Genomic DNA, 13,278 nt, shown 5'->3' with positions numbered 1-13,278 from the left:
TCGGCTTAAAGCAAGCCGCCCCATACCGTTTCAGATTTTTGTAAGTCTTGTTGTTGATCTACTACTCCATTACCTTGCGGACGTGCTTTTTCAAGGGCTTCGACTCTTTCAACAACTGGAGCCAATGCCTTTTCTACAGCTGCGGCCATTTCTTTTGCGACCTCTTCATCAATTTGTTTTTCTTGCGGATCAGGTTGCTGCTCGCCTTCGCCTTTTTCAAGGTCATCCAGACGCTTTACAACCGGTGCAATTGTGTCATCTAGCATCTTTTGCAAATCTTCTTTGTTCACGTCTTCTTCCTCCTTCTTCTCTTCCGCTTGACTCAACAGATTGTCGATAGCGGCTCTTGCATTTTTCAATTCAGTTAAATTAGCAGCTGAAAACTTTCGGCCAGCTTTTGCGACAGCTTCAGGTCGATCAGTTTGGATCCCAGCCAAGTCATCAGTAAGCAATATCTCTTGTGTGATTTCCACAAAGTCTTCCAGTGCTGATCTAACCTTGTCAGGATCAGTCTCCAAGTCTTCATCGTCGTAAGAATCCCATTTAAACAAAACGGAATTTAATGCATCTTGTGCCGCCCAAAACTCACGACGCATGCGGCCTTTGTCGTATCGGTTCTTTACTTCTCCTTTTGATAAAAAGAAGTTTTTGAGCAAAGAAAAAAGCCCCTTCTCTTCAGAAGCTGGCTCACGCTCTTGTTTTCCTATGTCTGCTGTTCCGGCCATTGAATATCCGGTGATCTCGCCCTTTTGAATCTGTTCCCAAATTTCATCGGAAGCCTTTGTCACAAGAACCCACGATCCTTTCTTGATAACCTCACCGCCCATTTCAAAGTCAGACGGAGCAATGTACGATTCAACGACTTCCCCAACACCGCCTTGGAAATCATGTTGCTTATCGATCTCACGTGCATCCTTCAGGAAACCATGAGCGGCTTTTTCAATTTCTTCTGGTGTCATGTAATCCCCATGTGCATCAGCTACGTTGGGTTCGTATACAATACCGTACACAAGACGCTGCACATCATCAGCCTTCGCAATAACCTTGATCTCTTTTTGAAAGTCTGGCTGTTTTTCTGACTTCATAAAAAAGAACTGCTTTTGATTAGCAGCCTTATCCACGTATGAAACGTGCGTGATTTTTGCATTTATCAATTCTCGTGGCAATTCATTCACCTCCTTTCATAAAAAAAAGAAGCTTTAATAGCTCCTTTTAAATTTGTTTAAAAACTTTTTAAACAAACTTTCATTTTTTTCTGATTCAACAGACTCTACATAATCCCCACGTTTTAACTCTGAAGATAATGATTCTTTTAACTCAATTATCTTCTCATCAATGATTTGTATTGCTTCTACCTGTGTTGCCGAAGCATTTGCTTGTCTTTTATCAAACTCTTCTGCAAACAAATCAAATAAATAATCAATTTTCGTATTAACATTATCAGATAGAAATAGCATGTTATGAGAGAAAAAATTGTATGAATCCTCAATATATTTTCTCAATTCCACAGCAAGCTGATTTTTAACTAACCTACTTACTTGCAATAAACAAATTGCTATATCTACAGCCCATTTTTCATCACATTTTTTTTGAATTTTTTCAACAGTTTCAGGCGTGAGATCTATACCAATAATATCGTAATAAACTAAAATATCCTCTGGTTGTTTAATTGTTTGGTTATTTAGTTTAACTTTTTCTTCATAAGTTTGAAGAGTTTTGTTAATTTCAAATATCCTTTTATAGATTTCAGGATATATCTCATGTCTCCTATTAGAATACAGACTGAAATCATGTAATTTTCTGTCAAAATCTAATTTTCTATTCTCAGCATGTATTGTTAGTTGTTCTTTATATTTTTCAAAACTCTTTCTAAAAGAATTCGCGAAAAACTCTTTAATTAAAGTTTGAACGATCAATGTAACAATTGAACTAGTGATTATACTTGTTACAATTGGTTGTTTAATAAAATCTAACACTTCTTCCATAATGGCTACCTTTTTTTCGTTAATGTAGGAAAATCATTTTTAAAATCTGCTATTGCTTCTTCCTTAGCTTGAATAAATTCATCACTAGTTATGAATCCTTTTTTATTTAAGATAATTAGAAGTGCATTTGTATTCAAAATATTATTTACAGTCTCATCCAACAAATCAAATTCTCCATATTTCAAAGCCACTTCCTACACTCCTTTCGTTCAAACTATCCTAATATTTCCCTTGGTGCCCTGTTACGAATTTTCTCTAGAATTTCTTTAGTTCCTTCTAAATCGATTAACCCATATTCTTTAATATTTATAAATATATTATTTTCAATTGTTTCATAAAAATATTTAATTTGTTGCATAGTGAATTTTTCTTTAATTATTCCAACCTTTGTTTTTCCATTTCGAATACCAATTTGAACAGAGACTTTGTGTTCTTCATCATTTAGGGTTATAAACAAGTTTAATTTTATACCCACTAACTCTCTACCGTATATAAATAGATATTCACAAACAGATCTATCATCAATTAAATCATTTCCTCCTTTCACAGTTACTGTTTGCGGAATTTCATCACCTTTATTGGTTTCCAACTCAATATGATTTATTACTCCAACTCTTCCTACCTGAGATAAACCATGATATATATAATCTAAAAATTTTACGGTATGCACTGAAAAACTTCCTCTATCTGCATCGGTTATTCCTGATAAGTTAGAATCTAATGGCTTAATAGTTTTTTGGAACACAATAGTTAGAGCACTTAGTGCTTCATTAGCTAAATCTTTATCACCAGTGAAGACAGTGACAATACCAGATGCTCTTTTTATTAAGATTCTAACATGGGTTGGATAAGTAATAACCTTTGATCTCATTTCTTCAAAATCATATTCGGGCTTTTTAACAATCCTTCTATAATAGATTGATAGCTCTTCATCTTCATATCTTTTTAATTCCAACTGATACTTTGTCTGTGCCTCAAATTCTGGTATCTCATTGTTGTAATCACGAGTAATGTTATAATCGTCAATATTCTCTCTAATTTGATCTTCACTAAAATTCCGCTCCTCAATAATCCCTATATAGCCGACATATCTTGTTTTAGGAATACCAAACTTATTATAAATAATTTCTTCCCTATCTCTTTCAGGAATTCTTGATGCTAAATCTTCAATTAATTCTATTCTAGTTTCATTAGGAGCAATTCTTCTATCAGGTCTATACTGAGCTGCAAGTTCCGTTAAATCATGTTTATTCGATTTTCTCATGGCATGTTTTAAGGTAAATAGGTCTAGCATTTTACATTCTCCTCCAAAAAAGTATTATCCAATTTTCACATGCCAACATTATACAACAAATAAACCAAAAAGAACCATTTAAATAATCTGTTAATATTTTTTGAGAGCTTTCATTCTAATCTCTTCTTTTTCCTCAGCTGACAATCCTAGAATAACAGGATCAACCACAGGACCAACCGCACAATGACAATTTACTCGCTCTTTTGGCGTGAGCTGTGTATCTCTCGGAAACATGCACCGCTCTCCGCTGCCTGGTATCTCAAACTCTTCATCAAGCGGGATGATAGTTCCATCTAGCTGCACGTGACTTTCTCTCGACTGATTCTTTTTCCCGCCGCTGTGCTTCCACTTCTTCCCCGTAACCGCTGGGGATTGGACATAGGATTCATGTTGAGCGACGGAAGAAGCGGTCAACACCTCAGTTACAGCTGTCACACGTGCGCGCTTGCGGCTGAATTCAGGAAGGTCCTTCAGCTCCAATTCAATTTCTTGAATAGAGCGGCCTTCTTTTATACCTTCTTTCAGCGTTTGCTCAATGGCTGTATGAGTATTCAGCTGCATCAGCTGAGCCAACTCCTGCGACCACGATTCAATCCACTCTGCGGTTCTTTCAGATAACACCTTGAACGGAATATCTGCATCAATGGAATGCATAATCTTCTCGGCCAGCTGCGTGACGGTCAATGTCAAAAATATGGCCGTTTCTTTTCCAAACAGCTCCCCAAATTCGTCAGCTGCAAACAAGTCATTTTGAAAGAACGCTAGAATTGATTCTAACGTTTCCGAATCGTCCTTGGATATAAAACCATTCAGAGCATTTAAAAACGTCCTGCGTTGCAATCTGAGAAGTTTTGCGGTGGTTTTCTCGTACTCTTCTACCAAAGAGGGAATGTCTTGCAGTTCGGGGAAATCAGCCACCGCCGCTTTGAGTTCCTTGACCTCATCTGCCTCCGCTTTTTGCACAAAGGTATTGATGTTTTTTATCAGCTGAGCCACCTTGCTCATTTGCGGATCTCCTCTAGTTCATCCCTAACATCTTTTAAGAGATGGATCAGATCTTCCTGGGAACCCGCAGACTTTTGAAGAATCGTATCAAGCAAGCTAGTTGATGCCTTTGGCTTCGCTTCAATTGGTCGGTGATATTCTTCCTCTGGCCATTCTTCAAGTGTCTTACCAAGAATACGGCCAGCCAGATCACGCAGGTCATTCGGTGAAACCGCTCCTGCTTGAATAAACGGTGTAAGAACCTTTGCAATTTCGAGCGGATCACGAAAATCAGGACCATTTAATATGAGTCGCACATGCCAGAGATCGAGATCAGGAAGGAAGAGTGTATTGAGCTTGCCAGTGATGATCATTCTCTCCGGCTGAAATACCTGCTCTTCAGTTGTCTTACGAGCAGTGTCAGCTGTCGCCTTGTTATAGTCCTGTGATTCGCCTGTGTAGATTGGCGGCAGACGGAATGAGGAACGTATCTTGTTTCTCGTTTTCTCATCATATTCAAGGAACAGCGCATCCTCCTGGAGAATCTCGGCCAGTGATTTTATATCCACCTTTACATTAGCCGGCTCTTCATCGTTCGATATTTCATCCTTCTTTGGAATCCCTTCAACTTCAAGTAACAGGAACTTATGTGCATTGTCTGAACCCTCAATGCCGTTCATGTATTCCTGAAGCTGTTCATATGAGGATTCAGAAAGCATCCCATTCTCTACAGTAATTGCAGCCGGCACATGCCGCCCTTGTTTAAAGTACAGATAGTTCAGCTCTTCAGCTTTGCGCGCTCCATACATATTAACGATGTTACCAATCCAACGAGGAACACCATATGTATCGCTGCCAATCTTGAAGTGAATGACTTCGCTTGCTACAAGTTCAGGGGGAGTTTTTTCGCTATATTCTCCCGTAGCAGCGTTCATTGTCCTTGGATCGCCGTACTCCTTGAAGAAAACTTTTTTTGTGTTGATTTTCTGAACATACTTTCTGAACCGCTTCATTCTTTTCATGGTCTTAACTTCACCATGATCTGTATATTTAAAGTCGATCTCAACGGGATCACCCAGCTTACAAACACGTAAGTATTGTGCATCCAGATATTCAATGCCTGCAGGCTTTCCTGTTCCTTCTCGAAGCACTTCCACAAATCCATTACCTGTTTTCTCTCGGTCTTCTATTACATAACCAAGAACCACTTCGGCTGACTCATCATAGTTCATATATCTGGCGAACTCTTCAAGTTGGGTCCATTCTTTCTCAGCTGCAGCTTTCTTTTCTTTCGGTGCGTTCTCTGCGTTGAAATCGAAAGTATACTCGATTCCTAAGCCGAAACCTAGAATATTCGTTTTATAAGCATCGATGCATTGCTGAAGAATGGTAGAATACTCGGCCATTTGTTTGAGCTCTTTGATATTGTATGGCGGCTCGATCACATCATCAGCCTCGTAATTAAATCCATCCTCATAAATCTGCTTAGTGGTTTCAGACACATTTGCTTTCATCACTGTTGCTCTGACCGTTTTCATCAGCGTGACCTCCTTTCTCTGTTCGGGCGTGTCCGCTCTTTTGGTTTCTCTTTCAGGTCCGTTACCTCATAATCATCTAACGCATACCAAATGGCTGAAAAAGTATGAGGGTCAATCAGAAACTCGTCCTCTATGATATTGCCGCGCTTGTCTGTCTTGTACGTGAGCGGCTGAAGTTCATAGATCGTGTTTTTGCATGAGTCGGAACAAATGATTTTCTTAAACCGCTTGATCTTCTTGGTGTACTGCAAGCGTGATCCCTGGAACTTATGAGCGGCCACCATGTTGTATCCCATCTTGCGGAAATATGCGATTGTCTTCTGTTCATTATCAGCCTTGATCAGCTCTTTTGTTTCGACGAACTCTTTCAAGTCCTCAACTGTGACATCATCAGTCTTGCCACGATCGTAATACTCCCAATAGATGTATAGATATTTCTTCTCATGATCGACGGCCAATCGGATCAAAGCGTTATATGACTCTACGAAACCAAAGTCCATTCCCGCTCTAAGCAAAGGCCGATTGATCTTTGAGATGGCCAGCATCACATCTTCATGTGGCTGTACCTCGAATTGAGGAAGAACACGAATACCGTTAATGCCAAAATGACCTTTTCGGGCTATTCGATAAAGGTCGGGATCGTATTCCTTTAGTTCGTCCAGCTGCTTAATATAGCTGACCGGAAGGAATAAGTTGTCTTCAGCTGTAGAATGATGATAGTACGTATCGTTGATAGCGATCGTTCGCTCTTTGTATAATCTTTCATCATCCAGGATGAAGCGATTGTTCTGATCATCCTTAAAGAAGTGACGATATGTCCAATTATCCTGCCCGACAGGATTCGTCGATAGGATCATGTGTAGTTGCAGCGTTGGATGACGCAAACGACCAAGCAGCTCCTTGAATCCCTCATACTTAACCTCGGAACATTCCTCAATCCATATGATCGAGATGTTGTTAATCGACTTTAATTTGGCTGGCTTGTCCAACCCTTTGAAGATGATCCGGCTGCCGTTGTGAAACTTAAGCATGAGCGGTGATGTCCGGCACTGAATGACATGATCGAGTCCAAGGTCATTCACGATCTCTTCAAATAAAGAGAAAGTGGAATCTCTATGTGTGTCATAGACTTCACGAATCACAAGAGCGGTTCGCTTTTCATCTAGCAGCTTCAGAATGAGCTTCAGGGCAATGTGATAGCTCTTAGATGAACCGTAACCACCCACTAGGAATTGAAACTTCTGATCCCAGTCAAAAAGAAATTTTCTAAAGTGGGGGTTCACTTCTTTTTCCATCAACGATCCCCCTTATCCTTAATAATGATTTCAAACGTTGAATCTTCTTTATTATTTGTAAGATGTTCCACTTCAGCTTTTGTCCTATCAATATTAAGCCTCATCTGCTTCAATTTAAGCCGTCTTTCGTCTTTCTCATGCGCTAACCCCTCAAACTGTTTTATCAAACTCCTGAGCTCTGCCATTGCACGAGATTGAGCGTTTAGGAATGTAGCATGACGATCCCAAGCAAATTGAAACTCGTATTCTACTTCCTCAATATCAGTAGAATCTGAAACGACTGATTTTTTCTTTTTCAACTCTTTGATCATTTCGTCTTTGTTTTCAACAAACATTATTTTCTGCGCTCGCACAATAGCGATGAATTGAATCTGTATTTGTTCCCACAGCAGATCAACGGGTGAAAACTTTTGAATGTCCTGCATGATCTCAAACGCTTCAGCTGGCATGTGCTTTGAGTAAAAGCCGTGTGTCTTTGCGTTTTGATTTCTTGCAGGAGCACCGCCGCTATTCCCTACAGCGTTTTTGTTCCCTTTTGGAGCACCACGAATAGGAACGCTCCTTTTCTCACTCGGAGCGCTACCTTTCAATTCTTCATCCCATTTGTCGTTCGCTTTCCACTTTCTAATTGTGTTTGCAGTGACTCCTAATTCTTCTGCAATGTCTTTTAATAAGCGTCTTCCGTCACTTTCCTTCCACAACTGAAATGCTTTGTCTCGATTCGGATTTCTTGCCCTTGCCATGTCACATCACCGCCACTCCTTTCTTTGTGTTGTTTTGTAAAAATAAAAAGAAGAACCTTCAAAGAGGCTCTTCTTAGTTTTAATTAGTTACAAGTTACAAATGTTTCGAATTCACAACTTCCCTTCCATTCCCAATGACTTATATTGGTCCATGGATCCACGGTTGTATGCGTTTGGCCAGAGAAATTCGTTACATGCACATGGTGCAATCCCACTTTTGGAGTAAGAAAAGTATTGTAGGCATCAATTAATTTTTTTGCCTCTCCTTCAGCAGCTTGTCTACATGCCTCTGGCACTTTATCATTTTGCTCATGAGGGTATCGTAGATATATATTTTCAACCTGTTTTATAATAGGTTGATTTCCGTTATCTCGTAAAAGCTGAGGATCATTATTTGGTTGGCATTCCATTTCTAACACCTCCTATTCAAAATTTATTATTGCTATTTCTTTTTTGTTTATACAAAACTTTTTCATTCGCTCTAAACTGCTGCCGCCGCACTCTATCTTTAAGCCGATGCTTGGTGTAAAGACTTATCGGAAGCATTTTACAGGGAACAAAAAAAGCACCCCGGAGGATGCCTTAGGCTACAGAAAAAACATATTCAAATACTTTTTCTACATAGTGCTTATTGAAATATTTCATATCATTATCAAGTTCTTTAATTTCTGATATATTTTGTACAATTCCATAATTATCAGATTTAAATGAAACTTTAATACGATTGTTATTAAATGTGAATTCAATGACTTTAAATTCCTTGTTAGATCGAATAATTAACAATTTTTCACCAATATGTAACTCAGTTTTATTTTCATCCACTATGTTGATATCAGCATATTCTGGATGTATGCTATTTATTGGTTTAAGCAACTCTTCATTAAACTTTTTTATTATAAATTCGTATGCTTTATTAACACTGTTCAATTCGATATAACTATATTCTTGTTCTATCTGTTTAAATAATTTCGTCTTCCACATTAATATTCACCTCCCTCCTTTTTATCGGCAGAAGGGGAGAGTTTTTTTATTTCAGCTCTCAAGAGCAAGTGAAAATATATTAATTTGTGGTGACGAGGGAAAATTATTCATCCCCATCCTGCCTTTAAAAACAGCGCATGACTTAAGTATAGCTTCTTTTAAATTACCCCTAACTAATGATGTTATAAGAGTTAAGTAGATAATCAAGTTCAATATTTATACCAACTAACTTTAATTCACCTTGTCTTGAGTTAAATAAATGCTCTAAGAGCAATTTCTTATCTTTCGAATTAGCATGATGAATTCTCCTATGACAGGTCGGGCATAAAGAAACAATGTTACATGTTCTATCTAAGCTAACTTCAAATTCATGTTGCATATGCATTGGAACTAAATGATGTGCTTCCATAAATGGTTCTTTGCTCGTTTCAGATAAGAAGGTCTGATGAGAGTTATCAATTTCACATTTGAAATCAGCTTTTTTTATTGCTGCTTTAGCAAACTTTGAATTTCTAGGCCAAACTTGCTTTCCATTTACTTTTTGAGGTTTTTTTCTTGAATGTGGAGTATCTTCTGGTTCAACTATAACATCAGAATAATTAGAATCTAAGGCTTCCTGATAACTGTCAACCAGTTCATCCTCTTCTGGAAGTAAAAAGTTGCTATTAAGGTCATTAATCAATTCATCTAAATCTTGATATTTATTTAATTTTATATTAAGCAAATCTTCTCTAATATTACTGAATCCTTGTGGAGTAAAATTCTGCTTATAACCAAAAAATCGAGCAAATTTTTTCGTTTCAAAATTTACTGACTTAAGATCTTTAATAAAATAAATATATTCATATGTCTGATTATGTTTGTCTTTACCCCATACTTTCTCTGCCAATGTTGAATTCCGAGTTTTTGCAAAGATCGTACCATAATAATAGAAAATACCCTTAGAATAAGCTAAAACTTTATCACCTTCTTTTAACTTACTCCAACGCTTTATATTACTTGTTCCAGGTGTTGAACCCCACATATGAACATACTCTGCTAACTCGTGGTCTTTTAGTTTCTCTGCAACATCCACATCAATTAAATTCAAAAAGGGTTTAATATGATAAGGATTTTGGATAGTATCATAAAAATGTTTTTGTGCTGCTTTATCACTGGCTGTGAAATAATATAGCATTTTAATCTCCTTAAAATCTTATTTAAACCAATAATACTGTTAATTCTTGAGCCCTCACCCAATCGTTCAGCATTATTTATCAGTCCTAATTATGTATGAATTTCAACTTATTGCAAATACGATTTCAGGTCTATTATCAAATCAAAGCCAATTTTTTGTTTGATTAAATAATCACCTCTAAATTTATATCGGAGGTGATTATTTAATATTTAGAACAAGATAGTACGTTTATCTAACGTAAAATTCAGATGTGTAGAACGTACCAACAGTTTCAACATAGTTGCCATGTTTGTCGTAACGTTCTACATCAACTCTAAATCGATACGTGCCTTTCTTGTTATCAAGTGATCCCTTGATGTCGAATTCATCGTACTGTTTCTCTGCTGGGTTCAGCGGGTTAGGTGAATTCGTTTTGATTGTGACCCATTTACCATCAACTTTACGTTGCGGAATAAGGTTTGGTCCACAAATGTAATCATTGTGATTCTGGATCGCAACAACCACAACCTTCTCCTTTCCTAAAATATGATTCGCTTTTTTTGGATTAGCAGATACACCAAATTTTGATGCCATGCTTATCATCTCCCTTTTTATATTTTTGCGCTCCTATCCCTCACCAAAGCACGTGCAGCCATACACCCAAAAGACGACTGTTCCCATCAAATCATCGTTTCCTGCGGATACGGCCGCCTTGTCTTTGATACGTTTCGCGTCTCGTTCCCATGATTTCTTCCCAATCTCGCTTTGTTATCGGATCAGCATTGCTCTTCTTCTTTCGATTAGAACCAGGAGCAATGCGATTTAATTGCTTCGTTGTTTCTACAGATAAAGAATCTCTGATCTTCATTTCACTCGCTCCTTGCCGAATAAGCACCACCTTACGCTATTCGCTTAAATAGATTTTGAAATGATGACTACACTCCGAGAGGATGCCAAGTACAGTCAATCATCAAATAAAATGAAAAACTGTCCTCGATACGGCCGCCGCAGACCAGCTGCTATCCAGGCTCAGAATGTCCCTCTCGCATGGCCACATTCCTCAACACCTTTGTTCCGTATCCAGATACGCCATTGATAAGGGAAAGACGCGTCTCCCAATAAAAAAAGCGGACACCAATCAAGGCACTTAAAGTGCTCAATGATCAGCGTCCGCAGGTTCTTCCTTCTGGACAAAATATTCACGTTCGTTTTGCTTGTCTCTATCATACGATGATCCACTTAGGAAAAAAGGTCCCCTTTTTATCCCCCTTTTTGTCGGCTTTTTTTCGGTTTTTTCTCGGCAAGGCAAATAAAAAAAGTGCCCATAAACATGGACACTTTGGTTCTATTATTCCCAAAACGCATCGCCTTCAGAATCAATATACTTCTGAAGGAAAGTTTCAAAATCTACATCAAGCAGCCTATACTCTAAACCGTCTTCAAATAGATAAAGGTTGGGATTTTCCTTATTTAGTATCAAGTAGCACCCTTCAAAAAGAGCGGCAATAGCTATTCCATCAACCTGATCAAAAAAATCATTAGACAACTCGGATTCGATTTCTTCTAAACTGAAAACGTGTAATCCTCCACCCACCTTGTTCCCAAAAACTATGTCTTCAAATATTCTTGCTCCATTATGTAGACATAAAAACTCTTTGAGATCGTCAGGCAATGCGTGATGTTTCTTTTCAAATTGTTTTATATTTTCTTGATCGGCTGGGGCGTTGAAGGTACAGCACTTTTCATAGACTTCACCATCTACCGAGAATTTGATGATGTTCTTCTCATCTAATTGATTTTCAAGCTTTTCTAATATTTGCATGATCCTACTCAATCTTTCACCTTCTATCTATATCCTCTCCACCAAGGAGAAACATCTTGTTGATGTATCGTTCTTGTAAGTCCATATAAATTACCCATTTTATTATCTCCACCATATTCTAAAGGAATAACATGGTGAACGTCTAAATCAGACCAATTCCATTTAGGATCGCCGTATTTACCAATATACCATCTGATATATTTATTACGGATATCCTTATCTCTCTTAACTCTATCTTCAGGCTTATACCATTTCATATTTGCTTTTGTTGGTGCCGGCAATGATTTACCACTATGACTATTATGAATTTGCGGATATTGATAAGCATTTTTATTAACTAAATATGTTTCAGTTGTACTCTGTTTAGTACCTGGGGCACTTCCGACCCAACCGGCTGTCAGTATATCGGATTTGTACACAAATTTCGTTGCAACCATCTTATACGTTTTAGATTTTGTAGCACCAACTTTTATCTGAGAACCTGTAAATTCTTTAGTATAAGTTGAAATTGCGTTATATTTCCCCGCATAATTATCTCCTACAAATAGAGTGCTACCTACAATTACAATAACCGGCTTCGATTTGCCTATCATGCTACGAATTGTAGAACTATGAGTAATTGACTTTTTCGATTGATCTAACTTAAACAATGTATCGATGACAATTGTGTTTGCGACTTTAGTATTTGCGTCTGGAGTTTTATTAGTATTCTTATTCTTGGTGGATGGTTGCAGCACTACGGTGTCACCCTGTGGCATATTTCTTTGAGGTGGATCATGAGGTTGGTTTTTAAATTGTTGTCTTGCTTGATCAATAATATCAGATTTACTCTGTATTTCTTTTGCATGTCCATTTTCGTCAACTTCTAGTACATGTGTCTCTTTGTATGTTTTGATACCGTCCTTTGATTGACTAGCTTCAACATCACTTGTCCATAACCATGCCGCCAACAGAAAAACCATAAAGAAAATCGAATAAGCTAATTTCTTCATTCTGATACTCCTTTTCCAATTTATTTACAACAAATCCAATATACAATATATGTATCTATTTATAAATGATCCTAAAATACCATATATACAAAAACAGCACTCATATAATTCCGAGTGCTGTCGAAAGTTTAAACGTAGCTTGCTTTTTCAATTTGTAATATCGATCTTTCTTTAATCCTAGTTCTTCGCATACCTCAAGATCTTTAACCATTCGTGAATTAAGGTACTTCATACGAATAATGTCTTGTTCAATTTCATCCAAGCTGTACTCTAGTGCTCTTTCTATTTGCCGCACCTTGAGCTCCGAACAAACATTTTGATCTTTTAATCTTGGAAACAAAGTTAAGATGCCATTTGCTTTTTGCTCATCTAAGTTCTCTTGTTTAACTTTTAATGCTTTATAAAGATTCAATTCATTTATTAATGTCTGACGGACCTGCTTTTCATTTACCTCTGGTAAAAGGTGAAGTACTTCAACAGTCAAGATT

At 37.6% G+C, this 13,278-nt stretch carries 16 protein-coding genes; all 16 read right to left on the bottom strand.

Going from position 1 to position 13,278, the window contains the following annotated elements:
• Positions 1 to 5: 5 nt before the first annotated feature.
• The gene (locus NST57_RS06355) at positions 6 to 1,166 is read right to left on the bottom strand and encodes an XkdF-like putative serine protease domain-containing protein (protein WP_226803713.1); all 1,161 of its coding nucleotides are present in this window, start codon (positions 1,164 to 1,166) and stop codon (positions 6 to 8) included.
• 33 nt (positions 1,167 to 1,199) lie between these two features.
• Complete coding sequence (locus tag NST57_RS06350; RefSeq protein WP_226803714.1) at positions 1,200 to 1,985, bottom strand: hypothetical protein; 786 nt, start codon at positions 1,983 to 1,985, stop codon at positions 1,200 to 1,202.
• Positions 1,986 to 1,990: 5 nt separating this feature from the next.
• Complete coding sequence (locus NST57_RS06345; protein ID WP_135009293.1) at positions 1,991 to 2,176, bottom strand: hypothetical protein; 186 nt, start codon at positions 2,174 to 2,176, stop codon at positions 1,991 to 1,993.
• Positions 2,177 to 2,199: 23 nt separating this feature from the next.
• Positions 2,200 to 3,279 (bottom strand): hypothetical protein, encoded by a 1,080-nt coding sequence (locus tag NST57_RS06340; protein ID WP_226803715.1) that lies wholly within the window; start codon positions 3,277 to 3,279, stop codon positions 2,200 to 2,202.
• Positions 3,280 to 3,369: 90 nt separating this feature from the next.
• On the bottom strand, positions 3,370 to 4,284 hold the full coding sequence (locus tag NST57_RS06335) for a phage minor head protein (protein WP_226803716.1): 915 nt from the start codon (positions 4,282 to 4,284) through the stop codon (positions 3,370 to 3,372).
• Entirely contained in the window at positions 4,281 to 5,801 is a 1,521-nt protein-coding gene (locus NST57_RS06330; RefSeq protein ID WP_226803717.1) for a phage portal protein, read from the bottom strand. The genes NST57_RS06335 and NST57_RS06330 overlap by 4 nt, the downstream gene beginning before the upstream one ends.
• A complete protein-coding gene (locus NST57_RS06325) occupies positions 5,801 to 7,096 on the bottom strand; it encodes a PBSX family phage terminase large subunit (RefSeq protein ID WP_341298269.1) in 1,296 nt (431 codons plus the stop codon). The genes NST57_RS06330 and NST57_RS06325 overlap by 1 nt, the downstream gene beginning before the upstream one ends.
• A complete protein-coding gene (gene terS / locus NST57_RS06320; RefSeq protein WP_341298268.1) occupies positions 7,096 to 7,839 on the bottom strand; it encodes a phage terminase small subunit in 744 nt (247 codons plus the stop codon). Before terS ends, NST57_RS06325 begins: the two co-directional genes overlap by 1 nt.
• 83 nt (positions 7,840 to 7,922) lie before the next feature.
• Positions 7,923 to 8,249, bottom strand: a complete 327-nt coding sequence (locus NST57_RS06315) for a hypothetical protein (protein WP_341298267.1) — start codon at positions 8,247 to 8,249, stop codon at positions 7,923 to 7,925.
• A 172-nt stretch (positions 8,250 to 8,421) separates the two neighbouring features.
• Positions 8,422 to 8,820: a hypothetical protein gene (locus NST57_RS06310; protein WP_341298266.1), complete on the bottom strand. Its 399-nt coding sequence runs from the start codon at positions 8,818 to 8,820 to the stop codon at positions 8,422 to 8,424.
• 169 nt (positions 8,821 to 8,989) lie between these two features.
• Complete coding sequence (locus NST57_RS06305) at positions 8,990 to 9,997, bottom strand: hypothetical protein (protein WP_341298265.1); 1,008 nt, start codon at positions 9,995 to 9,997, stop codon at positions 8,990 to 8,992.
• 228 nt (positions 9,998 to 10,225) lie between these two features.
• On the bottom strand, positions 10,226 to 10,570 hold the full coding sequence (locus NST57_RS06300) for a structural protein (RefSeq protein ID WP_341298264.1): 345 nt from the start codon (positions 10,568 to 10,570) through the stop codon (positions 10,226 to 10,228).
• Between the two features lie 91 nt (positions 10,571 to 10,661).
• Positions 10,662 to 10,844: a hypothetical protein gene (locus NST57_RS06295; protein ID WP_341298263.1), complete on the bottom strand. Its 183-nt coding sequence runs from the start codon at positions 10,842 to 10,844 to the stop codon at positions 10,662 to 10,664.
• A gap of 480 nt (positions 10,845 to 11,324) precedes the next feature.
• Positions 11,325 to 11,810 carry an SMI1/KNR4 family protein gene (locus NST57_RS06290; protein ID WP_341298262.1) on the bottom strand — a complete coding sequence of 162 codons (486 nt, stop codon included), beginning with the start codon at positions 11,808 to 11,810 and terminating at the stop codon, positions 11,325 to 11,327.
• An 11-nt stretch (positions 11,811 to 11,821) separates the two neighbouring features.
• Entirely contained in the window at positions 11,822 to 12,790 is a 969-nt protein-coding gene (locus tag NST57_RS06285) for an HNH endonuclease signature motif containing protein (RefSeq protein WP_341298261.1), read from the bottom strand.
• A gap of 100 nt (positions 12,791 to 12,890) precedes the next feature.
• Positions 12,891 to 13,277: an ArpU family phage packaging/lysis transcriptional regulator gene (locus tag NST57_RS06280; protein WP_445818815.1), complete on the bottom strand. Its 387-nt coding sequence runs from the start codon at positions 13,275 to 13,277 to the stop codon at positions 12,891 to 12,893.
• Between the last annotated feature and the right edge of the window lies 1 nt (position 13,278).

Source organism: Bacillus sp. FSL M8-0077 (assembly GCF_038050255.1).
Taxonomy (GTDB): Bacteria; Bacillota; Bacilli; order Bacillales; family Bacillaceae; genus Bacillus; species Bacillus altitudinis.
Note: the sequence above shows the minus strand (reverse complement) of the source record. Positions and strands in the feature narration are given on the sequence as shown.